We start from the raw sequence: 23045 nt of genomic DNA on the forward strand, positions 1-23045 counted from the left end.
CGTTTGAACATGTTCAGATGAGGCGCGCAAAGATGGCCGGAAGGAGGGGTTCCACGGGCCGCCCCGGAGTCTCTACGATCGCCTCGAAGACCCGGACCAGCAGCTCACACGGCCTTGACAACGGTACGAACCGCCTCGCGGTTCCTGCCCGGCGACATGATCTGCGTCACGCGAGCCGCGGAGTTTAGCACAGCCCCTCCAGAACCTTGTGAAGGGGCGCACGAGCCACCCCCCTTCAGCGGGTGGATACTCGATGCCATGAGCACCACGGAGCGTCCCAGGATCCTCGTAGTAGGCGGTGGGTACGTAGGCCTGTACGCAGCTCGGCGCATTCTCAAGAAGATGCGCTACGGCGAGGCGACCGTCACGGTCGTCGACCCCCGGTCGTACATGACCTACCAGCCCTTCCTCCCCGAAGCCGCCGCCGGCAGCATCTCCCCTCGCCACGTCGTCGTCCCGCTGCGACGCGTGCTGCCGAAGGCGGAGGTCCTCACCGGCCGGGTCACCACCATCGACCAGGACCGCAAGGTCGCCACGATCTCCCCCCTCGTGGGCGAGGCGTACGAGCTGCCGTTCGACTACCTGGTCATCGCCATGGGCGCGGTCTCCCGCACCTTCCCGATCCCCGGCCTCGCCGAGCAGGGCATCGGCATGAAGGGCATCGAGGAGTCCATCGGCCTGCGCAACCACGTCCTGGAGCAGCTGGACAAGGCTGACTCCACGACCGACGAGGAGATCCGCCGCAAGGCGCTCACCTTCGTCTTCATCGGCGGTGGCTTCGCGGGTGCGGAGACCATCGGCGAGGTCGAGGACATGGCCCGCGACGCCGCCAAGTACTACAAGAACGTCTCCCGCGAGGACATGCGGTTCGTCCTCGTGGACGCCGCGGACAAGATCCTTCCCGAGGTCGGCCCGAAGCTCGGCCAGTACGGCAAGGAGCACCTGGAGAGCCGGGGCGTGGAGATCTACCTCTCCACCTCCATGGACTCCTGCGTCGACGGCCACGTGGTCCTCAAGAACGGCCTCGAGGTCGACTCCAACACGATCGTGTGGACCGCCGGCGTCAAGCCGAACCCGGCCCTGTCCCGCTTCGGCCTGCCCCTCGGCCCGCGCGGCCACGTCGACTGCGAGCCCACGCTCCAGGTCAAGGGCACCGACTACATCTGGGCCGCGGGCGACAACGCCCAGGTCCCGGACCTCGTCGGCCGCAAGGCGGGCAACGAGAACGCCTGGTGCCCGCCGAACGCCCAGCACGCGCTGCGCCAGGCCAAGGTCCTCGGCGACAACGTGGTCTCCGGCATGCGGGGCTTCCCGCAGAAGGAGTACGAGCACGGCAACAAGGGCGCCGTCGCCGGTCTCGGCCTGCACAAGGGCGTGGCGATGATCGTCCTGGGCAAGACCAAGATCAAGCTCAAGGGCCGTCTCGCCTGGTACATGCACCGCGGCTACCACGGTATGGCCATGCCGACCTGGAACCGCAAGATCCGCATCTTCGCCGACTGGACGCTGGGCATGTTCCTCAAGCGCGAGGTCGTGTCCCTGGGCGCCATGGAGAACCCCCGCGAGGAGTTCTACGAGGCCGCCAAGCCGGCGCCGGTCGCCGCCGCGAAGACCGAGGCCAAGGCTTCCTGACCACAGGTCAGCCGCCGGCCGCAGAACGATCCGAGGGACCTCCCGCCATCCGTGGTGCGGGAGGTCCTTCGGCGTTCTTGGACGCCTCCCCGGCGCCCCGGGCCATCCAGGTGGTCAGTGCAACTGTTTTGCCCAGTCGTAACTCCTTACCGGGACTGTGCGGGACGCTCCACGGTGTTTACGTGGTATCCGGCATCCGGGATCTCGTCTTGGAGGTGTGCGTCATGGCAGACGCCGCGTCGCGGCTGAGCAGTCTTGCCGAGCAGGTACTGGGAGCCCCGCTCCCGGTACGGCTGCGGGCCTGGGACGGATCACAGGCCGGGCCCCCCGGCGCACCCACGCTCGTCGTGCGCAACCGGCGCGCTCTGCGCCGCATCCTCTTCAAACCGGGGGAGTTGGGCCTGGCCCGCGCCTGGGTCTCCGGCGATCTGGCCATCGAGGGCGACCTGTACACCACGCTGGACGCCATGTCGGCACTGATCTGGGAGCGCGACGACGACCGCACGCTCCTCCAGGCGCTGCGTGACCCGGCCGTGCGGGCGGCGGGCCGCGAGCTGCTGAAGCTCGCCGGGCCGCCCATCCCGCCCGCGCCGCCGCAGGAGGAGGCCCGCAGGCCCCGCCATCTGCACACCCGGCACAGCGACAGACGGGCCATCAGCCACCACTACGACGTCGGCAACGACTTCTACGAGCTCGTCCTCGGCCCCTCCATGGTGTACTCCTGCGCCTACTGGGAGTCCTTCGGCGAGGACGCCACCCTGGAGGACGCCCAGCGCGACAAGCTCGAACTGGTCTGCCGCAAGCTCGGCCTGAAGGCGGGTCAGCGGCTGCTGGACGTCGGCTGCGGCTGGGGCTCCATGGCCCTGCACGCGGCCCGTGAGCACGGCGTGAGCGTCGTCGGCGTCACCCTCTCCCAGGAACAGGCCGGCTACGCCCGCAAGCGCATCGCGGACGAGGGCCTGACCGACAAGGTGGAGATCAGGGTCCAGGACTACCGGGACGTCTCCGACGGCCCCTTCGACGCCATCTCCTCCATCGGCATGGCCGAGCACGTCGGCGCCGAACGCTATCTGGAGTACGCGCGGCAGCTGTACGGGCTGCTGAAGCCCGGCGGGCGGCTGCTGAACCACCAGATCGCCCGCCGCCCGCAGAGCGACGAATCGTCCTACAACGTCGACGAGTTCATCGACGCCTACGTCTTCCCGGACGGCGAACTCGCCCCCATCGGCACCACCGTCACCCAGCTGGAGGCCGCCGGGTTCGAGGTGCGCGACGTGGAGGCGCTGCGCGAGCACTACGGCCGCACCCTGCGCGCGTGGGTGGCCAACCTGGAGGCCGGCTGGGACCGCGCGGTCCGGCTGACCAGCCCCGGCCGGGCGCGCGTGTGGCTGCTGTACATGGCCGCCTCCGCGCTCGCCTTCGAGCACAACCGCATCGGCGTCAACCAGGTCCTCGCGGTCCGCACCCCGCCCTCCGGCGCCTCCGTGCTGCCGCCGCGCACCCGCACCTGGCAGGTTTGACCCGGCCGGTACGGCGAAGGGGCCCCGCTCCAGTGACGGAACGGGGCCCCTTGCGCGTCGTACGGCGTGCTGCCGTACGGCGGGTCCGCTACTCGGCCTTGATGGCCGTCAGCATGTTCAGCCTGGCCGCGCGGCGGGCCGGCCACAGGGCGGCCAGGATGCCGACCAGGCCCGCGAGCACCAGGAAGAGCACCAGCCGGCCCCAGGGCAGGACCAGTTCGTACGTGGGCATCTTGGTGCCGAGCAGCTCACCGGCCGCCCAGCCGAAGAACACGCCGAGTCCGATGCCGAGCACACCGCCGAAGAGCGAGATCACCAGGGACTCCAGGCGGACCATCCGCTTGACCGACTTGCGGTCCAGGCCGATCGCGCGGAGCATGCCGATCTCCTGGGAGCGCTCGAACACCGACATCGCCAGGGTGTTGACGACGCCGAGGACCGCGACGATCACCGCCATGCCGAGCAGGCCGTAGACCATGTTCAGCATCATGGTGAACATCTGCGCGATGCCATCGGAGATGTCCTGCTTGTCCTGGATCTTGATCGCCGGGTTGGTGCCCAGGGCGCTCGCCAGCCGGTCCTTGGTCGCGCTCGAGGCGCCGTTCGCCGTCTTGACCATGACCTGCATGTCGGTGGGCTCGGCCAGATGCGGGGTGAGCACCTTGTTGTCGACCATGATGCCGCGGATCATCTCGTTGCCGTCGTAGATCCCGGCGACCGTCAGGTTCTGCGCCTTGCCGTCCTCGAAGTGGGCGGTGAAGTGCGAGCCGGGCGTCCAGCCGTACTCCTTGGCGCGCTCCTTGTCGACCACGACGCGGTCGCCGCCGACCGTGAAGCTGCCCCGGTCGACCTTCAGGTCCGTCAGCTTGGCGATGGACGCGCCGTCGACGCCGGTCACGAACTCGGTCTTGCCGTCGATGCGGGACTCGGCGTTGCGCAGCGGGCTGCTGGCGGTCACGCCGTCGGTGGCGGCGATCTTCTTCGCCACGTCCGGGGAGAGCGAGGAGCCGTTCGCCATGGAGACCACGTAGTCGGCGCGGATCGCGGAGGCGGCCATCTTGTCGATGGACGACTGGAGGCTGCCCGCCATCACCGTCATACCGGTGATCAGGGTCAGGCCGATCATCAGCGCGGAGGCGGTGGCGGCCGTACGGCGCGGGTTGCGCACCGAGTTCTGGCGGGCCAGCTTGCCCGAGACGCCGAACGCGCGCAGCAGCGGGGCGGCGGCCGCGATCAGCGGGCGGGAGAGCAGCGGGGTCAGCACGAACACGCCGATGATCAGCAGCACGGCGCCGAGACCCATCGGGCCCTCGCCGGAGGAGGCGTCCATCGACGTGGCGGCGACGATCACCGCGGCACCGGCCGCCGTGAACAGCGCGCCGATCGTGTTGCGCAGGACCAGCGACTTGGTGGTCGCCGTGGCGTGCACGCTGTTCATCGCCGCCACCGGCGGGATCCTGGCGGCCCGGCGGCCGGGCAGCCAGGCGGCGAGCATGGTGATGAGGATGCCGACCGCGAGGGCGGCCACCACGGTTCCCGGGCTGATCACGAGCGGACCGTCGGGCATGCTCGCGCCGAAGGAGCCCACCAGGGCGCGCAGGCCCGCGCCGATGCCGATACCGGCGGCCAGTCCGGCCACCCCGGCGACCGCGCCGACCACGAACGCCTCGATCAGCACCGAGCGGGTGACCTGGCGGCGGGAGGCGCCGACCGCCCGCATCAGGGCCAGTTCCCTGGTGCGCTGGGCGACCAGCATGGTGAAGGTGTTGGCGATGATGAACGTGCCGACGAACAGGGCGATCCCGGCGAAGACCAGCAGGCTCTGCTTCATGCTGCTCATCGAGTCGGCGATCGTCCTCGCCTGGTCGTCGGCGAGTTCCTTGCCGGTGGTGGTCTTCACCAGGTGCGCGGGCAGCGCCTTGTCGAGCGCGTCCTTGAGCGCGGCCTGGGTGGTGCCCGGCTTCGCCCTGACGTCGATCTCGTCGTAGCCCTTCTTGTGGAAGAGCTTCTGCGCGGTCGGGGTGTCGAACAGGGCGAGGCTGCCGCCCGCGGTCACGTTGCCGTCGTCGGTGGTGAAGATGCCCGCGACGGTCGGGGTGAGCACGGGTCCGTCGACCGAGAGCCGCACGGTGTCGCCGACCTTGTAGCCGGCCCGCTGGGCGGTCTTGGCGTCGAGCAGCACCTCGTTCGCCCCGTGCGGAGCGTGGCCGCTGGTCAGCGGGTACCGGGCGTCCTTGGTGCCCCAGTAGTTCCCGCCGGTGGACTGCCAGTCGCCGCCGGCGAGCTTGCCGTGCTGGTCCGCGACAGCGGTGAAGCCGCTGACGACCCCGGTGGCGGAGGCGGCGCCGGGCACCGCGGCGGCCTTGTCGAGCGTGGCCCGCGGAAGGTCCGCCAGCTTGCCGACCTTGTCACCCTCGGAGTCCTGGTACTTCGGTGCGACGGCGACGTCGACGTGGTCGAAGCCCTTGGCGGAGCTGTTCTGGTAGGCGTCGGAGATGGTGTTGGTGAAGACGAGCGTCCCGGAGACGAAGGCCACGCCGAGCATGACGGCGAGCACCGTCATCAGCAGCCGGGCCTTGTGCGCGAGGACGTTGCGCAGGGCGGTGCGGAACATCAGCTGGTCCGGCCCTTCGCGTCGAACTGCTTCATGGTGTCGAGGACGGAGTCGGCGGTCGGGCCGTACAGCTCGTCCACGACCCGGCCGTCGGCCAGGAAGACCACGCGGTCCGCGTAGGCGGCGGCCACCGGGTCGTGGGTCACCATGACCACCGTCTGGCCCAGCTCGCGCACGGAGTTGCGCAGGAAGCCGAGGACCTCGGCGCCGGAGCGCGAGTCGAGGTTTCCGGTCGGCTCGTCGCCGAAGATGATCTCCGGCTTGGAGGCCAGAGCGCGGGCGACGGCGACGCGCTGCTGCTGGCCGCCGGACAGCTGGGACGGCCGGTGGCTCAGCCGCCCGGACAGCCCCACCATCGAGATGACCTGGTCCAGCCACGCCTTGTCGGGCTTGCGCCCGGCTATGTCCATCGGGAGGGTGATGTTCTCCAGCGCGGTCAGGGTCGGCAGCAGGTTGAACGCCTGGAAGATGAAGCCGATCTTGTCCCGGCGCAACTTGGTGAGCTGCTTGTCCTTCAGCGAGCCCAGCTCGGTGTCGCCGATGCGCACGGAGCCGGAGGAGAAGGTGTCGAGACCGGCCACGCAGTGCATCAGGGTGGACTTGCCGGAACCCGAGGGGCCCATGATCGCGGTGAACTCGGCCTGCCGGAAGTCGACGGAGACCCGGTCCAGGGCGACCACCCGGGTCTCACCCTGCCCGTAGATCTTCGACAGCTCCGTGGCGCGGGCGGCCACGGCGGTGGCCGTGCCTGCGGTGGGTGTGGTGGTCACGGGACGGTGCTCCTCGGGACGGTAGGTCGTGGGGACTTCTCTATCGTCCCGGTGCCCGGCGCCCGGGAAGTCAGCCGCTGTTCCGGTTCCCGGGGGCGACTCGGGACGGACCGGGCGGGTGCCGTGTCATACCTGGGGAGGACCCCGGTCCCTGAGGCCGGGGTGGGGGCCCCGCCGCCAAGAACGGGGGGAGCGCCCTTCTTTCGGCGGTGAAATTCCGTCATTTCACATACAGGTGCACATGCGTCACGTCACGCTACTGGCAAGTGCGGATGGCGAGTTCCATGGTCTGATGCACCCTCAGACGTCAATAAAATAAGACAACATCGGTCGGACGTTCCGCTGTTCGGGGGATGCGTCCCGATAGGCTCGGACCCTCGAAGCGGAGCCCATGGCCTGCCCGGATGGTGGAATGCAGACACGGCGAGCTTAAACCTCGCTGCCCCTTCGCGGGCGTGCCGGTTCAAGTCCGGCTCCGGGCACCACCTCACTCCATACGCTCGGTCAGGTAGCGGGTTCGTCATAGAAGACGATCACCCATGGCCGGGGCGTACTCCTCCGCGTAGCGTGTGGGTCGACACGGCCGGGGAAAGATCCTCCTCAGGTAGCACGATCGATCCTTTGCCAATCCATTACGCTTGGAGCCAAGGCTGCGCGAGGCAGCCATGGAGGAGTGAGATGAGGAGCAGTAACCCGGTCTTCTCGCGACGGGGCTTCAGCCGCGACAACGGCTACGCCGGCTTCAACGCCGCACCGCAGGCCGGGTACGCAGGCGGCAACCCGTACGCGCAGAACCCCTACGCGCAAGGTGGCCAGAACCCGTACGCGCAGAGCGGCCACGGACAGCCGGGCGTGCAGTACGGCGCCCCGCCGCAGGCCCCGGCCGCCACCGGCCGGATGACGATGGACGACGTCGTCGTCCGCTCGGCCCTGACGCTCGGTACGGTCGTCCTGGGCGCCGTCCTGGCCTGGGCCCTGCTGCCGGTCTCGCCCACGAGCTACGGCCTGGCCGTCGGCTCCGCGCTGATCGCGTTCGTCCTCGCGATGGTCCAGAACTTCAAGCGCACCCCGGTGCCCGCGCTGATCCTCGGATACGCGGCCTTCGAGGGCGTCTTCCTGGGCGTCATCAGCGAGATGTACAACAGCCGCTGGCAGGGTGCCCCCTTCCAGGCGGTGCTCGGCACCATGGCCGTCGCCGGCGCCACCCTCCTCGTCTACAAGGCGGGCTGGATCCGGGTCACCGCGCGCTACGCCCGCATCGGGCTCGCCATCGCGATGGCCTTCATGGCCGTCATGGTGGTCAATCTGCTGCTGGTCGTGTTCGGCGTCGCCGAGGACGGCGGCCTGCGCAGCTTCGGCCCGCTCGGCGCGGTCGTCGGCATCATCGCGATCCTGCTCGGCGCGTTCTTCCTGACGCTCGACTTCAAGCAGATCCAGGACGGCATCGCCTACGGCGCGCCGCGCGAGGAGTCCTGGCTCGCCGCGTTCGGCCTCACCGTCACCCTGGTGTGGATCTACCTGGAGATGCTGCGACTGGTGGCGATCTTCACCAACAACGACTAGCGCGCGTACGGCGCGCAGTTCAGGCAAGGGCCCCGGGCTTCCCGTCCGGGGCCCTTCGCCGTCCGGGGCGGGTGGCTCAGAGCAGCTTGCGGGCCGCCCTGCGCAGGTCGTACTCGTGCACGATGGCCTTGGCGTGGCCGTACGCCAGGTCGTACTCGTGCCTCAGCCAGCTGACCTTCTCCTCGAAGCGGAACAGGGCGGGGCCCTCTTCGACGGTGCGCAGCCAGTCGGAGACCTCACGACCGGTGCAGTGCGGGATGCGGGCGAGCATGTTGCGGTGGGTCTCCGTGGAGAAGACTTGGGACATCGGCACCTCCGGGCGCAAAGGGGATGTGGGCCGGTCCTTCACGTCACCGTGCCCGAGGGTTCGCCTCTTGGCAACAGTGCGGCGCGTTACGCTCGGCGGGTGGTTGATACGACGCCCCTGACCCAAGCAGTGGATCACTTCGCCGACCGGCTGCGTGCCGCGCCGCAGAGCAGGCTCCAGCGCAGCGCCGCCGCCGAGGCGCTGGCGCTCGCCCGGGAGTTGTCCCGGCGGGCGCAGGCGGTGGAGGAGCCGGGCACCGAGCCCCGGGAGATGCCGGAGGCGGGAATGTTCGCGGTGGCGGACCAGATCCTGGTGGCCGCGCACGACTTGGCGCTGGTGCTCAGGAGCGACGACGAGGTCGCCGAGGCGGTACGGCTCGTCGAGGAGGCGCGGGGGCGGGCGGGGGTCTGAGCGCGCCGCCCGGGTGGTGGACGGGGTCGGGCTCCGGGCGCGCCGTCCGGTGGTGAACGGGACCGGGGACCAAGGCGCCGCGCGCCCCGGCGCCGTTCCGCTCTACAGGGACGCGATGACGCGGTCCGCCAGGATGTAGATCATGTCCTCGCCGCAGGCGAAGGTGAGCGTGTAGGCGCCGGAGACGCCCGAACCGCCCAGCAGATAGGGGGCGTCGCCCGCCTCCACGGCCCGCGCGAGGCGCTCGGCCGTCTCCCGGTGACCCGGCGTCATGCACAGCGTGGTGCCGTCGGCGAAGACATAGACGTCCAGGGTGCCCAGCGGGCCGGGGCGCACATCGGACAGCGCCACATGCTCGTCGGCCAGGTGCTCCAGCGTGGTGGCCGTGCGCTCCTGGTCGCCCGCGGCCGACTGGGCCGGGACGAAGTCCGGGTGGGAGGGGTGCCGGCGGCGCGCCGCGGCCAGCTCCGGGGACTCCCCGGCGAACTCGTCGGCGTCGGCGGCGGACTCCGCCACCGGCTCCAGGCCCGCGAAGTCGGACTCCCGGGGCAGGAAGGGCTCGTGGTCGGGCAGGCCGAGCACCGAGGGCGCGTCGGAGGCGTCCCGGGCCTCCTGCGCGGCCCAGAAGGCACGCGCCTCGGCGAGTTCCCGCTCCCGCTCCTCGGCGAGCGCCTCGGCCACGGCCGCGCGTATCCGCTCGGTGTCGGCGTGGCTGCGGGCGTGCGGCAGCAGGGCGTGCGTCGCCGCGGACCGGTTCTCCGCGAGCTGTGCCTGAAGCTCCGTGAGCTGACGGCGCAGCTTCAGCACGGTGCGCAGGACGGCGACGCCCACGGCGCCCGTGGCGGCCGTGGTGAGCAGCAGGGCGATCGGCATGGCGCTCACTGACGTACTCCCAGGTTCAAAAGTCGACCCCCGACTTCCTACATCAGCTTGAAGGGCGGACTACCCAGCTGTCAGTGCGTAACGTCACGAAACGGACAGCTCTTTGGCCTCGCGGTCATCTCCGGCGGGGTGCCGTCCGGTGCTGACCTGCGCCGATGCCCGGGGCGGGGGAGATAGGTCACATCCTGGGGGAGATTGGATCACAGAAAGGCCCAGAACCCGGTGGTTTCGCGGGTTCTGGGCCGATCCCTGACGTAAGGTGCCCGATTCGCTACGGACGGTGGGTCAGGTGGTGCGGGCGAGCCGGGTCACCGGTGCGCGCGAGGAGCGTCAGCTGAGGCGCTCGATGACCATCGCCATGCCCTGGCCGCCGCCGACGCACATCGTCTCCAGGCCGAACTGCTTGTCGTGCCACTGGAGGGAGTTGATCAGCGTGCCGGTGATCCGGGCGCCGGTCATGCCGAAGGGGTGGCCGACGGCGATCGCGCCGCCGTTGACGTTCACCTTGTCGAGGTCGAAGCCCAGCTCGCGGTAGGAGGGGATCACCTGGGCGGCGAACGCCTCGTTGATCTCGACGAGGTCGATGTCGTCCGAGGTCAGACCGGCCCGGCGCAGCGCCTGCCGGCTGGCCTCGACCGGGCCGAGGCCCATGATCTCGGGGGAGAGGGCGGAGACGCCGGTGGACACGATGCGGGCGAGCGGGGTCAGGCCCAGCTCGCGGGCCTTGGTGTCGCTCATGATCACGAGGGCGGCGGCGCCGTCGTTGAGCGGGCAGCAGTTGCCGGCGGTGACCAGGCCGTCGGGGCGGAAGACCGGCTTCAGGCCGGAGACGCCCTCCAGGGTGACGCCGGCGCGCGGGCCGTCGTCCTTGCCGACCACGGTGCCGTCGGGCAGCGTGACCGGGGTGATCTCGCGCTCCCAGAAGCCCGCCGCGATGGCCTGCTCGGCGAGGTTCTGCGAGCGGACGCCGAACTCGTCCATCTCCTGGCGGGTGATGCCCTTCCAGCGGGCCAGGTTCTCGGCGGTCTGGCCCATCGCGATGTACGCGTCCGGGACCAGCCCGTCCTCGCGCGGGTCGTGCCAGCTGGTGCCCTCCTGCTGCGCGACGGCCTCGGTCCGGGCCTCGGCCTCGGCGAAGAACGGGTTGCGGGTGTCCGGGAAGCTGTCGGAGCTGCCCTTCGCGAAGCGCGAGACGGTCTCGACACCGGCCGAGATGAAGACGTCGCCCTCGCCGGCCTTGATGGCGTGCAGGGCCATCCGGGAGGTCTGGAGCGAGGAGGAGCAGTAGCGGGTGATGGTGCAGCCGGGCAGGTGGTCCATGCCCATCTGCACGGCGACGATCCGGCCGAGGTTGTTGCCCTGCTCGCCGCCGGGCAGACCGCAGCCGAGCATCAGGTCGTCGATGTCCGTCGGGTCCAGCCCGGGCACCTTGGCGAGCGCGGCCTGGATGATCGTGGCGGCGAGGTCGTCGGCGCGCAGATCCTTGAGCGACCCCTTGCCGGCGCGGCCGATGGGGGAGCGGGCGGTCGAGACGATCACGGCTTCGGGCATCGGGGCTCCAGATGAACGGGATTTGTTGCAGGGCCGGTCTGGAAGTTACCCGGCCGTAGTTGACAGGTCATCGGTGTCGGGGTGTGACACTGACCGCAGTTTCTAAGCGCTTGCTTTGGCTGCCGGGCGCCTCCGGCGGGCGGGGCGGGGTGCCGGTCGGTGGGCCGCCCGGACGCCATCGGCCGTCCGGGCGGGCGCCGGACCTGCGCCGGGCGGGGTCCGGAGGCGCGTCGGGCGGGTGAGGCCAGGATACGGCGCACTCGCCCGCCCGGCGCCTGCCCTCAGGAGGACGGTGCCGCCGTCTCCGGCTCCGGGACCCGGCGGCGATGGCGCCGCTTGAGCAGCGCCCAGGGGCCGCGCGGCCCCGTCGGCATCGCCGCCGTGACCTCCGTACCGGCCTCCGCCGCCGCCTCGGCCGCCGCCCGCGCCACCGGCAGGAAGCCCTCGCGCCGGGTGAGGTCCGGACGGTCCTCCTCGGCCGGCCACAGCTCCAGCGCCGCGCACACCGTGGGCAGCACGGCCATCGCCGCCGTCGCGTACCCCTCGGCCGAGGGGTGGTAGTTGTCCGGGCCGAACAGCTCCCGGGGATTGGCCGCGAACTCCGGGCCCAGCAGATCGCCCAGCGAGACCGTGCGCCCGCCCTGCTCCACCACCCCGATCGTCTGCGCCGCCGCCAGCTGCCGCGACGCCCGCCGCGCCAGCCAGCGCAGCGGCTGCTGCACCGGCTCGATGGTGCCGAGATCCGGGCAGGTGCCGACCACCACCTCCGCGCCGGCCGTGCGCAGCCGCCGTACCGCCGCCGACAGATGCCGTACCGAACGCGTCGGCGGCATCCGGTGCGTCACGTCGTTCGCACCGATCATGATCACGCAGATGTCCGGGGCGGGCAGCCCGGCCGACAGCACCAGCGCGACCTGGCGGTCCAGATCGTCGGACTGCGCCCCGGTCAGCGCCACGTTCCGCAGCTGGACCGGGCGCTCCGCGACCGCCGCGAGCCCGGAGGCCAGCAGCGCGCCCGGGGTCTGCCCCGACCGGTGCACCCCCTGCCCCGCCGCCGTGGAGTCGCCGAGCATCACCAGGCGCAGGGGCGGCTCACCGGGCACGTCGTACACCCGGCCGTACGTCCCCTCCGCGCCCGGCACCCGCTCGCCGGTGCCGTTGCCCACCTGGCGCCGGGCCAGCCGCATCTCCGCGAGCAGCAGTCCGACCGCGGCCGCTCCGACCAGCCCGGCCCCGCCCCCGCCGTACGCCGCCCCGGCCGCGATCCGCCGGGCCACCCGTGCCCTCGACATGTTCGTCATGCGTCGCCGCCACCTCCTCGTAGCCGTACACCCACTCCTTGCCCCGTACAGGGCGTGCGCCAATCTCGACGGGGAGTGAACGACCGCCTGGGCCGTGCCGGGGGCCGTAGGCTGACGGCACCACTACGACCACTTTTTTTGCAGCGACCGGAGACAACGGTGCGATTCCACGACTCGATGATCAGCCTCGTCGGCGACACCCCGCTGGTGAAGCTCAACAACGTGACCAAGGGCATCCAGGCGACCGTCCTGGCCAAGGTGGAGTACTTCAACCCGGGCGGTTCCGTGAAGGACCGCATCGCCCTGCGCATGATCGAGGCCGCCGAGGAGAGCGGGGAGCTGAAGCCCGGCGGCACCATCGTGGAGCCCACCAGCGGCAACACCGGCGTGGGTCTGGCCATCGTGGCCCAGCAGAAGGGCTACAAGTGCATCTTCGTCTGCCCTGACAAGGTCAGCACCGACAAGATCAACGTGCTGCGTGCCTACGGCGCCGAGGTCGTCGTCTGCCCGACCGCCGTGGACCCGGAGCACCCGGACTCGTACTACAACGTCTCCGACCGCCTGGTGCGCGAGACCCCCGGTGCCTGGAAGCCCGACCAGTACTCCAACCCGAACAACCCGCTGTCGCACTATCACTCCACCGGTCCGGAGCTGTGGGACCAGACGGAGGGGAAGATCACCCACTTCGTGGCGGGCGTCGGCACCGGCGGCACCATCTCCGGCACCGGCCGCTACCTGAAGGACGCCAGCGACGGCACGGTCCAGGTCATCGGCGCCGACCCGGAGGGCTCCGTCTACTCCGGCGGCTCGGGGCGCCCGTACCTGATCGAGGGCGTCGGCGAGGACTTCTGGCCGACCGCCTACGACCGCACCGTCGCCGACGAGATCGTGGCCGTGTCCGACAAGGACGCCTTCCAGATGACCCGCCGCCTCGCCAAGGAGGAGGGCCTGCTGGTGGGCGGCTCCTGCGGCATGGCCGTGGTCGCCGCGCTGCGCGTCGCCGAGCGGCTCGGCCCGGACGACGTCGTCGTGGTCCTGCTCCCGGACAGCGGCCGCGGCTACCTCTCGAAGATCTTCAACGACGAGTGGATGGCCGACTACGGCTTCCTGGAGGACGAGGGCCCGAGCGCCCGCGTCGCCGACGTCCTGAACGACAAGTCCGGCGCCACCATCCCCTCCCTCGTGCACATGCACCCGGAGGAGACCGTCGGCCAGGCCATCGAGGTGCTGCGCGAGTACGGCGTCTCGCAGATGCCCGTCGTCAAGCCGGGCGCGGGTCACCCGGACGTGATGGCCGCGGAGGTCGTCGGCTCGGTCGTGGAGCGTGAGCTGCTCGACGCGCTGTTCTCCCAGCGGGCGTCCCTGTCGGACCCGCTGGAGAAGCACATGTCCGCGCCGCTGCCGCAGGTCGGCTCGGGTGAGCCGGTCGGCGACCTGATGCAGGTGCTCGGTACGGCGGACGCGGCGATCGTCCTGGTCGAGGGCAAGCCCAAGGGCGTCGTCAGCCGCCAGGACCTGCTGTCCTTCCTGGCCAAGGGCGGCAGCAAGTAGTCCCGACGACACGGGCCCCTTCCCGGGTGGGAGGGGGCCCGTTCTGGTGCCTGGCTGCGTTCAGACGCTCTGGTGAGAGGCGAACTGGACGAACGTGGACCAGGAGTTGGTGCGGAAGGTGAGGGTGCCGGCGTCGTGGTCCTTGGTGTCGCGGACGGGGATGGTGCCGGGGATGTTGGTGGCGACCTCGACGCAGTCGCCGCCGTTGCTGCTGTAGGAGGAGGTGAACCAGCGGGGGGAGTCCGTCACGGGGTGTCCTTCTGGGAGGCGAACTGGATGAACGCAGACCAGGAGTTGGTGCGGAAGGTGAGGGTGCCCGCGTCGTGGTCCTTGGTGTCGCGGACGGGGATGGTGCCGGGGACGTTGGTGGCGACCTCGACGCAGGCGCCGCCGTTGCTGCTGTAGGAGGAGGTGAACCAGCGGGGGGAGTCGGTCGTCACGGGGTGCCCTTTCGTACCTCATGGATCATGGCCACCGATGCCGCCTGGGGCAGAGCTTCGGCCTGCAACTGATGGTAGGCCGTCAACAGAGGCAGCACGGCTGCCGTTTCGCGCTCCACGTGCCCCCGCAGCTGTGACTCCGCGTACGCGACCACTGACAGGTCCGGCATCGTCAACAGGTACATCGGCAGGTCGAACGATCGCCGTGCTCCTATCCCGAAAGGAGACACGTGGATGACCCAGTTCGGGAGGGAGGCGACTTCGGCGAGCCGCTGGAGCTGGTGATCCATGACCTCCGTGCCGCCGACCGTGTGGTGGAGGCAGCTCTCGTCCATCACCACCAGCACTATGGGCGACCGGGGGCGTACCAGCGCTGCCTGCCGATTCGCCAGGAACGCGACGCGCTCATCGGCTTGTTCGGGCGTGATGACCCCGCGCCGCACATCGCCCTCAGCCACCGCCCGGGCGTACTCCGGTGTCTGTAGCAGTCCAGGGATCAGCCCGATCTGAAACAGCCGGATCTCTGCTGCCTGCCCCTCGTACTTGACGTACTCGGGGAACCCCTCCAGCAGCACACTGTGCCGTAACTCGCGCCACTCCCGCTCCAACGTGTCGGTCGAGCTGGCGAGGCCGAACACCTGGTCAAGCTTCCTCGAAAACCGCAGGGTTGGCGGTTTGCGTGCAGTTTCAACAGCCGACACGTGCTGGCTGGAATACCCCAGTTTCTCCGCCAGCTCCTCCTGAGTCCACTTCTGCTCTTCGCGCAGCCTGCGCATACGCGCGCCGAATGCTGCTGCGGGGCTGGCCTCCGGGTCCAACTCCCTGCGATTGACCATGTCGAAGCAACCCCTCCTTCCGATCTGGCCCATTGAAGGATCTCTGAGTCTAGGCAACTCTGAAGGCGCACGGTAGCGACTCCGCTACACAGAGGAGTGGTTGAGAAAGGCTGGGCGATGCACCCCCACACCAGCATGGCCATCGAGGTCGCGGAGATCACCAACTCGCTCGCGGCGGTCTTGAACGAGGCCGCCATCAAACTCCCCCAGTTCCACACCAGGTTGGCCCCGAACGAATGCCGGGACTTCGTCATCCGCCTGGGCGACTGCAACCTCCGGCAGGGACGCGCCCTGCTCGATCTGCTGCTCGACGGGTTGATCCTGCGGCAGCAGCGCCCTTCCGGGTTACCGGCGAGCGCCACGGCGGTCACCGTGACGTGCGGGCTGCGGCCGGACGACATGCTCGCCAGGCTGAAGTGCGCCTTCAGCGAGGCCGGTTGGCTGGTCGACGTGGATGTCATCCAGACGGCCTGGGGCCCGCGCCTCACGTTCCGCAACGGCCTGGGACTGGACCATGTGGACGAGCTGATTCTGACGGTCGAGGCCGGCGTCAGGGCCAGGGTGATCAAGGTTTGACGATGACCCTCGCCGTGTACCGGGTGGACCGCCAGGGGAACCGGCACGTGGTGCGGAAAGAGCACGAGGTGACCCCCCTCAAGTGGCCCGAATTCTCCAGCGCCTGGCCGCCGTGCCGATGCCCGAGGCACCGCGACGGCGACCGCCCGTGAGGGCCCGGCCGCTGACGCGAGGCTTCTGCCTCCTGTGCCGCCACACCAAGTACGTCCTCTGGATCGGTCCGGTCGAGCACGACGGACAGCGCGCGCCGGCCTACGCCTGCGAGGACTGCTGCGCGTTCGTACGGACCTACATCCACCAGTGCAACCAGCGGTGGGACCGGCGTCCCGCCACCTGACCGCCCTTCACCGCAACCGCGCCCGGGAGGCCACGATGTTCCGATGCAAGGCCACGACCGGCTTGGACGACGCCGTCCTCGCCCTCGCGAAGCAGCTTCCGTCCCCGCGTACGGACATCGACTGGGCGCCGTCCCCGCCGCTCCGGTGCCTGCTCGAGGACGTGCCGCACGATGACCACGCGGCGTTCCTCCGCACCGGCGTGCGCCGGGCCCCGGATTCCGACGTCTTCGTGCGCTGGCGGGACGGGGCGTCCGAGCAGTGGCTGGAGGACATCGAGTGCTGCATGACCAGGCCGACCCCCCTGGCCCCGGGCTGCACCGTCTTCAAGGGCCACCCCGGACGCTGCGACTGGCAGTACGTCGACCCCGAGGACGCGGCCATCCAGGAAGCCGCCGCCCGACTCACCCTGTGACCCGGCATCCCACTCCTGCCGCACCACTGGCTTCCGTGCCTGGAGCGGGCCCCAGATCCCCGCCCCCGGGCGTTGTCCGAGGCCCATTCCGCTCAGCACCGCCAGGAAACGGAGACACAGCACAGATGCCACAGACACCCGCCCCGTGGGGCACACGGCGAATGGCGCCGTTCGCGGCCACCACCACGGTTCCGCGGTACACACCCGTGATCGACCCCGAAACGCAGATCGCCGTCATCGTGGACGAACACGGCCGGACGGTCGAGTTGGGCAAGCACGGCACCAGCACGAACGGCCTGACGCCCACCACGACCACCCCCGGTGACGGCTCCGGACCGGGCGGCGCGACCGACGCGGACAGCACCGAGTCGTACGACCAGGACGAGAGTTCCGACTGATGAGTGACAGCAGGTCGGTACTGGTGCTGACCAACCCCTACGACGTGACAACGGACGTGGTGTTGCGGCTTCTCGCCGAGCGCCGGATTCCCGTGGTCCGTCTCGACCCCGGCACCGACCTGCACTCGGATGCCTCGCTGACCGCCACGTACCGTACCGGCGTCCAGCGGGGCATCCTGCGCACGGCGAGCCGGGAACTCGACCTCGGCCGGGTCCGGTCCGTCTGGGTGCGCAGGCCGTCGCCCTACCAGGGGCCGCAGGGGCTGAGCGACCAGGACCGCCGGTTCGCCGGGGAACAAGCGCTGTGGGGCGTGGGGGGCATCCTCGCCGCGTCGCTCCCGGACGCGCACTACGTCAATCACCCTTGGAACAACCGGGCCGCGGAGTTCAAGCCCGCGCAGTTGTCGACAGCGCAACGCTGTGGGTTCCTGGTACCCAGCACGTTGATCACCAATGATCCGCACGAGGCACGGACGTTCGCCGCCCATCAGCCCGGCGGCGTGGTCTACAAGCCGGTGTGGAACACGCCCTACCGCGTGGACGACCGGCCACACAGTGTGTGGGTCCGGGAGGTACGCGGAGCCGAGATCACCGACGCCGTGTCCGTCTGCCCGCACCTGTTCCAGGCCAGGGTCGACAAGGCGTTCGACGCGCGGGTGACCGTCATAGGCGGCCGACTGTTCGGAGTTCGGATCGACAGCCCCGACCTCGACTGGCGCTACCGGCAGGACCTGATGACGTGTACCCCGGTCGACGTACCGGAACCGGTCGCCCGTGCGACAGCCGCGTACCTCGCCGAACTCCGTTTGGTCTACGGCGCGTTCGACTTCGTCGTATCCACCGCCGGTGACTGGTACTTCCTTGAGTGCAACCCGAACGGTCAGTGGGCCTGGCAGCCGGCGGAGACCACCGAGGCGATCGCCCAGGCCATCGCGGACCAGCTGGAGAAAGGCCCCGACACGTGAGCACAGCGACTCAGCTCCGCTCCGCCCTGGTGGACAGTCTCATCGAGGACGCTCCCCTCATGGAACCCGAGTGGCGCAGCGCCGCCGGGGCGGTTCCCCGTGAGCTGTTCACGGGGTCCTACTTCAGGCCGGTCGCGGGCACCGTCCCGACCAGCTACCGCCCCGTGAGGGAGGGCGATCCCGGATGGCTGGAGGGGGTGTACTCCGACGAGACGCTGATCACTCAGCTGGACGGTCGGATCAGGCCCGCCGACGTGACCGAGGAAGCCGTGACGGGTTCCCCGTCATCGTCGTCCACCCTGCCGTCGCTGGTGTTGCGCATGTGGCAGCGGCTCGGCGTCGAGACCGGACACCGCGTGCTGGAGATCGGTACGGGAACCGGGTACTCGACCGCTCTCGGGGCACACCGCCTCGGGGACGCCTCCCTCACCAGCGTCGAGTACGACCCGGTGGTGGGCGGGGCAGCCTCCGCGGCGCTCAAGGCAGCCGGCTTCGCACCCCGACTGATCATCGGCGACGGGCTGCGTGGCGACCCGGACGGAGGCCCCTACGACCGGCTCATCGCCACGTGTTCGGTCCGGTACGTCCCGCTGCCGTGGCTGCACCAGGTGAAGCCCGGCGGAAAGATCCTGGTCACGCTGTCCGGCTGGAGTTACGCCAACGCCCTCACGCTGCTGGACGTGGCCGGCCCCGGTCAGGCCACGGGCCGGTTCCTGCCCGGTTACACGAGCTTCATGATCGCCCGGCCGCACGACCGGCCGCCCCGCCCGTCGCTGGTCCTTCTGCCGGGGGAGGAGCGCCCGAGCCGGATCGACCCCGCGAAGCTCGACGACTGGACCGGCAGTTGGGTCGCACAGCTCGCGGCACCCTCGGCCGAACGCATGGGGGCGGGAGCGGAACAGATCCTCTGGGACGTGTCCACCGGTTCACAGGCCCGGACGGCACCTGGTGCCGACGGCGGTTGGACCGTCGTACAGCGTGGGCCCGTCCGGCTGTGGGACCGGGTCGAGCAGGCCGTGCAGCGCTGGCAGGCCGCCGGTGAACCTCATCAGGCGGGCTTCGGAATCACCGTCTCGGCCGCCGGTCAGCGGGTGTGGCTCGGCACGGAGGACGGCCCCGGCTGGGACCTGCCGATCTGACGGACGGAGACGAGGACGACATCCGGCCGGGAACCGTCGATGGCCCGCCGCGCCCGCAGCACCGAGCGGCACCCGGGCCATGTCCCGCACGTTGGCCGGCGACGCCAGCTTGATCGGGTTCTTCGAGCGGCGGATCTTGCCGGTCGCCACCGTGGTGAACGCGATGCCCTCGGCCGGGGCGACGCGCGCCCGCAGTGTGCGCACCGCGGTCAGCGCGGGATACGTGTGTCCACCGGTCCCGCCGCCCGTGACGACGAGACGGAAAGGGGCGCTGTGCATCGGGCCGCTCCTCGGCGAAACGGAGATCGGGCGAGCTGCCACGGGTAGCGGGTGAGCCGCCCCGCCCACTCCGCCTCCCGCGCATCCACGCCAGAACCGCCGCCTCCTCGCCCACCGGCCCGTGACCGCGGCGAACCCCTCGTGACCAGGGGCGTTCGAATCGTCGGGGAAGTGGTACGAAGGCGTCACGTGGACGCAGCACTCGCTTAACACGCGTCCGGCAGATTAGGGGTTGTCGGCGTCACGGACCTCCGGAGCGGCTCCCGGACCTCCATGGACGCCAAGGACGCGCGGCCCGGCCCTGACCCGGCCCGCGTCCCCCGCGGGGACCGCCGTCGTCCCGCCCCCCGGTAACGGGGGTGCGGCGGTCCCCGCGCAAATCCGTCAGCCGTCCGCGCCGGACCGGCGGCGCCCCGACAGCAGCTCGGGGTGCTGGCGTATCGCCTGCGCCGCGTTGACCCCGACGATGCCGATCCAGGTGGCCACCATTCCGGCGAAGCCCGCGAGGGCGCCGGCGATCGCGGACAGCGGGATGGCGAGAACCAGGGTGAGCAGGGCGAAGCCGTACCTCTCGCCCCAGGAGTCCACCGGGTTGCGGCGCCCGGCGGTGCCGCGCGCGGTCGCCATCTGCTGCTCGGCCACCTGCCGCCGCACCCGCCGGTCCACCGCGCCGTCGAGCCGCTGCTCGACCTTCTCCAGGAAGGATTCGACCAGGGCGGAGTCGTACTCCTCCCCGAGGTCCCGGCGGGCCTGGATGGTTGCGTCGAGGTCCTTCCGCAGCTCGGCGTCGGCCTTGAGTCCGACGTCCTGCGGGTCACGTGCGCTCATGCCCTCACCCTAGAAAGCGCCACGCCCCGCCCGCACTGGGGAAAGCCCCCCAATCGAAGTGGTGCGAACCCCTCGGAGCGGCCTCCTCGGGGCAGCCCCCTCAGGGCAGCAGCGACACCAGCCCCGTCCCGGCGTCCGCCAGCGCCGCCACCACCCGGGCCGCCCCGAACGCGGGGTCGGCCCGGATCGCGTCCCGCACCCAGGTGGTCTGGGCCCGCAGGGTGTGCTCCGCCCAGTCGCCGGGCCGGTTCCGGGTGCGGCGGGCGGCGGGGGCGATCTCCTCCACCAGCAGCTCCAGATGGCCCGGCACCGGCGCCCCGGTGCGCAGCCGCTCCAGTGTGGCGGCCACCGCGGCGCACCGCTCGTGTCCGAGGACCAGCACGAGCGGCGCGCCGAGCTCCTGCACGCCGTACTGCACGGACCCGAGCACGGCCTCGTCCAGGACCAGCCCGGCGGTACGCACGCACAGCAGCTCTCCGAGCGGCTGGTCGAGGACCAGCTCCGGCGGTACGGGCGCGTCCACGCAGCCGATGACCACCGCGCACGGCCGCCGCCCGGTGGGACGGACGTACGGCTGCCGGGGGAGGCCACCGGTGCTGCGGGCGTTGCCGGCCAGGAGTTCGTCCAGGACGGCGGCCGCGGTGGGCCGTGGCTCGTCCGTGCCGGACGGGGGGACGAGAGACGGGAAGGGCGGACGGGGGGCGGGCGCGGTCGGCGTCCGTAAGGCCCGGTGGGGGGTGGCCATGACGCTTCCTCGGTGTTCGTGCCAGTAGTGTTCACCGTAGGCACGCGAGCCATCACTCTGGGTGGCGATTTAACGACACTTGGTCGTTTCCGCGCCGGATCATCGCCGCCCCGATACCGCCTCTTGGCCGACGTCCGGAAGTTCCTGAGGCGGCGTCCGGCTCCTTGAGAGACTGCGCGCCATGACGAGCGAACTTCTGGCGGGCAAGGTGGTCCTCATCACCGGAGCGAGCAGCGGCATCGGTGCCGCCGCCGCGAAGGTGTTCAGCGGGGAGGGCGCGGTGGTGGTGCTGACCGGTCGAAGAGAGGACCGGCTGGCGGCACTCGTGGGCGCATTACGGGACGGGAAGGCCGAGGCGTCCTACGTGGTGGGCGATGTGTCGGTGGCCGCCGACGCGGGCCGCGCGGTGGAGTACGCCGTCACCCGGTACGGGCGCCTGGACGGGGCGTTCAACAACGCGGGCATCGGCGGGGACCGTACACCGCTGCATCTGATGCCCGACGAGGTGTACGACACGATCATGGACGTCAACGTGCGGGGCGTCTGGAACTGCCTGCGGCACGAGATAGCCGCGATGCTGCCGCGCGGCGGCGGCGCGATCGTCAACAACAGCAGTGTGGCCGGCCTGCTGGCCATCCCCGCCGCCGCGCCGTACATCGCCTCCAAGCACGCGGTCGTCGGACTGACCAGGGCGGCCGCGGACGAGTACGCGGCGCAGGGCATCAGGGTGAACGCGGTCGCCCCGGGCACCACGCGCAGCGAGATCACCGTCGACTGGTTCGCGCGCAACCCCGGCCTGGAGCAGATGGTCAACTCCCTGACCCCGCAGGGCCGTACCGCGGCGCCGGAGGAGATCGCGGAGGCCGCCGCCTGGCTGCTCAGCGACCGCTGCCCCTTCCTGACGGGCACGGTCCTGCCGGTGGACGGAGGGTTCGCCAATCACTGACCCGCCGGTCTCTGACCCGTCCATCACTGACCCGGGCGGCGCCGACGTCCCCCCGGGGCGGTCGCGGACGGCGGGACGCGCCGCCCGCGACCGCCCCGGCCCGCGGCTATGGCCGCAGCCCCCGCAACTGCGCCTGGAAGGCCAGCTCTCCGCCCTGGTGTCCGGTGACGGCGACGGCGAACCAGTCGGGCATCAGGCTGGGCAGCCACGCGGCCTCGATCCAGCACGGCTCGTCGAACTCCACATAGCGCTGGTAGCCGATGGCGATGTCCGTGAGTTCGGGGGGCGCCTGGCCCGCGACGGCGTGCGCCGCCTGGTACGCCGCCTCCAGCAGGACGAGACCGGGGACGTGGTCCACGGGGTGGTCGAAGAGCAGCGTGTTGGACACGTCGGTGCGCAACCGCCACCGGTGACCGGCCGTTCCGGGCGCCAGGAGCACGTCCCTGTCGTCGGTCCTGCCGGTCAGCCGGCGGCTGACCGGCTCCGGCAGGGGCCACTCGCCCCAGCCGGCGCTGGAGTGCGGGCCGCGCACCCGGCGGTAGACCGCGGGGGCCACCCAGCTGAACTTCGTGTTCGCCAGGCACACGGTGACGCCGTCCCGCCGGATGCGGAACTCCATGCCCAGGCTGTGCCTCGCGGACCGGGTGACCGCGATGTCGACCTCGAAGTCCGAGACCTCGGGGGCCCGGAACCCGGGCCGTACCGTGATGTCGAGGTTGCTCAGCAGGGTCTGATACCCCGTGGGCACCCCGTACTCGGCGTGCGCGACGAGCAGTCCGCTCTGCCGGATGGTCTGCGTCAGGAGCCGGGGGTCGTACGCGCCGGGGCCGCGGTGCCCGGGCCAGCGGGCGGTGACGGTGAAGCTGTCCGGCCCCTCCTGGCGCCACTGTCCGACGAGGATCGCCGGGGCGTGTCTGAGGTGTATGTACTCGCCCAGCTCCGGTCTGGGTCCGGTGCCGCGGGGCGCGGGACGTCTGACATCGACGGCACCCGTCATGGGTTCCCGCTTGTTGCACAGCGTCCTCAGGCGTGACATGGAGT

Annotated in this window: 24 protein-coding genes, 1 tRNA gene and 1 pseudogene; 13 read left to right on the plus strand and 13 right to left on the minus strand. The window is 70.8% G+C overall.

Annotated features, from left to right (window positions below; all coding sequences use genetic code 11):
- Positions 1-258: 258 nt before the first annotated feature.
- Positions 259-1632 (plus strand): NAD(P)/FAD-dependent oxidoreductase, encoded by a 1374-nt coding sequence (locus GHR20_RS21530; protein ID WP_111585937.1) that lies wholly within the window; start codon positions 259-261, stop codon positions 1630-1632.
- 224 nt (positions 1633-1856) lie between these two features.
- Positions 1857-3152: a cyclopropane-fatty-acyl-phospholipid synthase family protein gene (locus GHR20_RS21535; RefSeq protein ID WP_148027058.1), complete on the plus strand. Its 1296-nt coding sequence runs from the start codon at positions 1857-1859 to the stop codon at positions 3150-3152.
- 88 nt (positions 3153-3240) lie between these two features.
- On the opposite strand, the gene GHR20_RS21540 is transcribed toward GHR20_RS21535, so the two are convergent.
- Entirely contained in the window at positions 3241-5766 is a 2526-nt protein-coding gene (locus GHR20_RS21540) for an ABC transporter permease (protein ID WP_153814112.1), read from the minus strand.
- Positions 5766-6536, minus strand: a complete 771-nt coding sequence (locus GHR20_RS21545) for an ABC transporter ATP-binding protein (RefSeq protein ID WP_148027060.1) — start codon at positions 6534-6536, stop codon at positions 5766-5768. Before GHR20_RS21545 ends, GHR20_RS21540 begins: the two co-directional genes overlap by 1 nt.
- Before the next feature lie 398 nt (positions 6537-6934).
- On the opposite strand from GHR20_RS21545, the gene GHR20_RS21550 reads away from it, so the two are divergent.
- Positions 6935-7021, plus strand: a tRNA-Leu gene (locus GHR20_RS21550).
- Between the two features lie 193 nt (positions 7022-7214).
- A complete protein-coding gene (locus GHR20_RS21555) occupies positions 7215-8099 on the plus strand; it encodes a Bax inhibitor-1/YccA family protein (protein WP_111585933.1) in 885 nt (294 codons plus the stop codon).
- A 76-nt stretch (positions 8100-8175) separates the two neighbouring features.
- Here GHR20_RS21555 and GHR20_RS21560 read toward each other — a convergent pair whose 3' ends face one another.
- Positions 8176-8406 (minus strand): DUF4287 domain-containing protein, encoded by a 231-nt coding sequence (locus GHR20_RS21560; RefSeq protein ID WP_111585932.1) that lies wholly within the window; start codon positions 8404-8406, stop codon positions 8176-8178.
- A 99-nt stretch (positions 8407-8505) separates the two neighbouring features.
- On the opposite strand from GHR20_RS21560, the gene GHR20_RS21565 reads away from it, so the two are divergent.
- Entirely contained in the window at positions 8506-8817 is a 312-nt protein-coding gene (locus tag GHR20_RS21565) for a hypothetical protein (protein ID WP_243878100.1), read from the plus strand.
- 102 nt (positions 8818-8919) lie between these two features.
- Here GHR20_RS21565 and GHR20_RS21570 read toward each other — a convergent pair whose 3' ends face one another.
- The 3 genes from GHR20_RS21570 to GHR20_RS21580 all read right to left on the minus strand — a co-directional run bounded on the left by GHR20_RS21570 (position 8920) and on the right by GHR20_RS21580 (position 12551).
- Positions 8920-9699 (minus strand): hypothetical protein, encoded by a 780-nt coding sequence (locus tag GHR20_RS21570; protein WP_111585930.1) that lies wholly within the window; start codon positions 9697-9699, stop codon positions 8920-8922.
- Positions 9700-10029: 330 nt separating this feature from the next.
- Positions 10030-11250: an acetyl-CoA C-acetyltransferase gene (locus GHR20_RS21575; RefSeq protein ID WP_111585929.1), complete on the minus strand. Its 1221-nt coding sequence runs from the start codon at positions 11248-11250 to the stop codon at positions 10030-10032.
- 281 nt (positions 11251-11531) lie between these two features.
- Positions 11532-12551 (minus strand): SGNH/GDSL hydrolase family protein, encoded by a 1020-nt coding sequence (locus tag GHR20_RS21580; protein ID WP_187279346.1) that lies wholly within the window; start codon positions 12549-12551, stop codon positions 11532-11534.
- Positions 12552-12710: 159 nt separating this feature from the next.
- Between GHR20_RS21580 and GHR20_RS21585 the strand changes: the two genes are divergently transcribed.
- Positions 12711-14102: a cystathionine beta-synthase gene (locus GHR20_RS21585; RefSeq protein WP_153814113.1), complete on the plus strand. Its 1392-nt coding sequence runs from the start codon at positions 12711-12713 to the stop codon at positions 14100-14102.
- Between the two features lie 60 nt (positions 14103-14162).
- On the opposite strand, the gene GHR20_RS21590 is transcribed toward GHR20_RS21585, so the two are convergent.
- From GHR20_RS21590 to GHR20_RS21600, 3 genes are read right to left on the minus strand one after another with little or no spacing between them, the layout of a single operon-like run.
- The gene (locus tag GHR20_RS21590; protein WP_153814114.1) at positions 14163-14351 is read right to left on the minus strand and encodes a DUF397 domain-containing protein; all 189 of its coding nucleotides are present in this window, start codon (positions 14349-14351) and stop codon (positions 14163-14165) included.
- A complete protein-coding gene (locus tag GHR20_RS21595) occupies positions 14348-14542 on the minus strand; it encodes a DUF397 domain-containing protein (protein WP_153814115.1) in 195 nt (64 codons plus the stop codon). The genes GHR20_RS21590 and GHR20_RS21595 overlap by 4 nt, the downstream gene beginning before the upstream one ends.
- Complete coding sequence (locus tag GHR20_RS21600) at positions 14539-15378, minus strand: helix-turn-helix transcriptional regulator (protein WP_153814116.1); 840 nt, start codon at positions 15376-15378, stop codon at positions 14539-14541. Before GHR20_RS21600 ends, GHR20_RS21595 begins: the two co-directional genes overlap by 4 nt.
- Positions 15379-15513: 135 nt before the next feature.
- On the opposite strand from GHR20_RS21600, the gene GHR20_RS21605 reads away from it, so the two are divergent.
- The 6 genes from GHR20_RS21605 (at position 15514) to tgmC (ending at position 19206) form a co-directional block, all read left to right on the plus strand.
- Positions 15514-15954 carry a hypothetical protein gene (locus GHR20_RS21605; protein ID WP_146609819.1) on the plus strand — a complete coding sequence of 147 codons (441 nt, stop codon included), beginning with the start codon at positions 15514-15516 and terminating at the stop codon, positions 15952-15954.
- 82 nt (positions 15955-16036) lie between these two features.
- Positions 16037-16291: a hypothetical protein gene (locus tag GHR20_RS21610; protein WP_153814117.1), complete on the plus strand. Its 255-nt coding sequence runs from the start codon at positions 16037-16039 to the stop codon at positions 16289-16291.
- Between the two features lie 35 nt (positions 16292-16326).
- On the plus strand, positions 16327-16704 hold the full coding sequence (locus GHR20_RS21615) for a hypothetical protein (protein ID WP_111585923.1): 378 nt from the start codon (positions 16327-16329) through the stop codon (positions 16702-16704).
- Between the two features lie 125 nt (positions 16705-16829).
- Complete coding sequence (tgmA, locus tag GHR20_RS21620) at positions 16830-17102, plus strand: putative ATP-grasp-modified RiPP (protein ID WP_153814118.1); 273 nt, start codon at positions 16830-16832, stop codon at positions 17100-17102.
- Positions 17102-18067: an ATP-grasp ribosomal peptide maturase gene (tgmB, locus tag GHR20_RS21625; protein ID WP_153814119.1), complete on the plus strand. Its 966-nt coding sequence runs from the start codon at positions 17102-17104 to the stop codon at positions 18065-18067. Before tgmA ends, tgmB begins: the two co-directional genes overlap by 1 nt.
- A complete protein-coding gene (tgmC, locus tag GHR20_RS21630) occupies positions 18064-19206 on the plus strand; it encodes an ATP-grasp peptide maturase system methyltransferase (RefSeq protein ID WP_153814120.1) in 1143 nt (380 codons plus the stop codon). Before tgmB ends, tgmC begins: the two co-directional genes overlap by 4 nt.
- 48 nt (positions 19207-19254) lie before the next feature.
- Here the strand turns inward: tgmC and GHR20_RS37635 are convergent.
- From GHR20_RS37635 to GHR20_RS21645, 3 genes and pseudogenes are all read right to left on the minus strand, one after another.
- A pseudogene (locus tag GHR20_RS37635) lies at positions 19255-19485 on the minus strand (UDP-N-acetylglucosamine--N-acetylmuramyl-(pentapeptide) pyrophosphoryl-undecaprenol N-acetylglucosamine transferase); the annotation flags it as partial.
- A 384-nt stretch (positions 19486-19869) separates the two neighbouring features.
- On the minus strand, positions 19870-20313 hold the full coding sequence (locus GHR20_RS21640) for a hypothetical protein (RefSeq protein WP_111585922.1): 444 nt from the start codon (positions 20311-20313) through the stop codon (positions 19870-19872).
- A gap of 100 nt (positions 20314-20413) precedes the next feature.
- Positions 20414-21058: a carbonic anhydrase gene (locus tag GHR20_RS21645; protein ID WP_153814121.1), complete on the minus strand. Its 645-nt coding sequence runs from the start codon at positions 21056-21058 to the stop codon at positions 20414-20416.
- 181 nt (positions 21059-21239) lie between these two features.
- On the opposite strand from GHR20_RS21645, the gene GHR20_RS21650 reads away from it, so the two are divergent.
- Complete coding sequence (locus tag GHR20_RS21650) at positions 21240-22004, plus strand: glucose 1-dehydrogenase (RefSeq protein WP_111585920.1); 765 nt, start codon at positions 21240-21242, stop codon at positions 22002-22004.
- 106 nt (positions 22005-22110) lie between these two features.
- Here GHR20_RS21650 and GHR20_RS21655 read toward each other — a convergent pair whose 3' ends face one another.
- Entirely contained in the window at positions 22111-23040 is a 930-nt protein-coding gene (locus GHR20_RS21655; RefSeq protein WP_243878101.1) for a ScbA/BarX family gamma-butyrolactone biosynthesis protein, read from the minus strand.
- Between the last annotated feature and the right edge of the window lie 5 nt (positions 23041-23045).

This window comes from Streptomyces sp. SUK 48, assembly GCF_009650765.1.
Classification (GTDB): domain Bacteria; phylum Actinomycetota; class Actinomycetes; order Streptomycetales; family Streptomycetaceae; genus Streptomyces.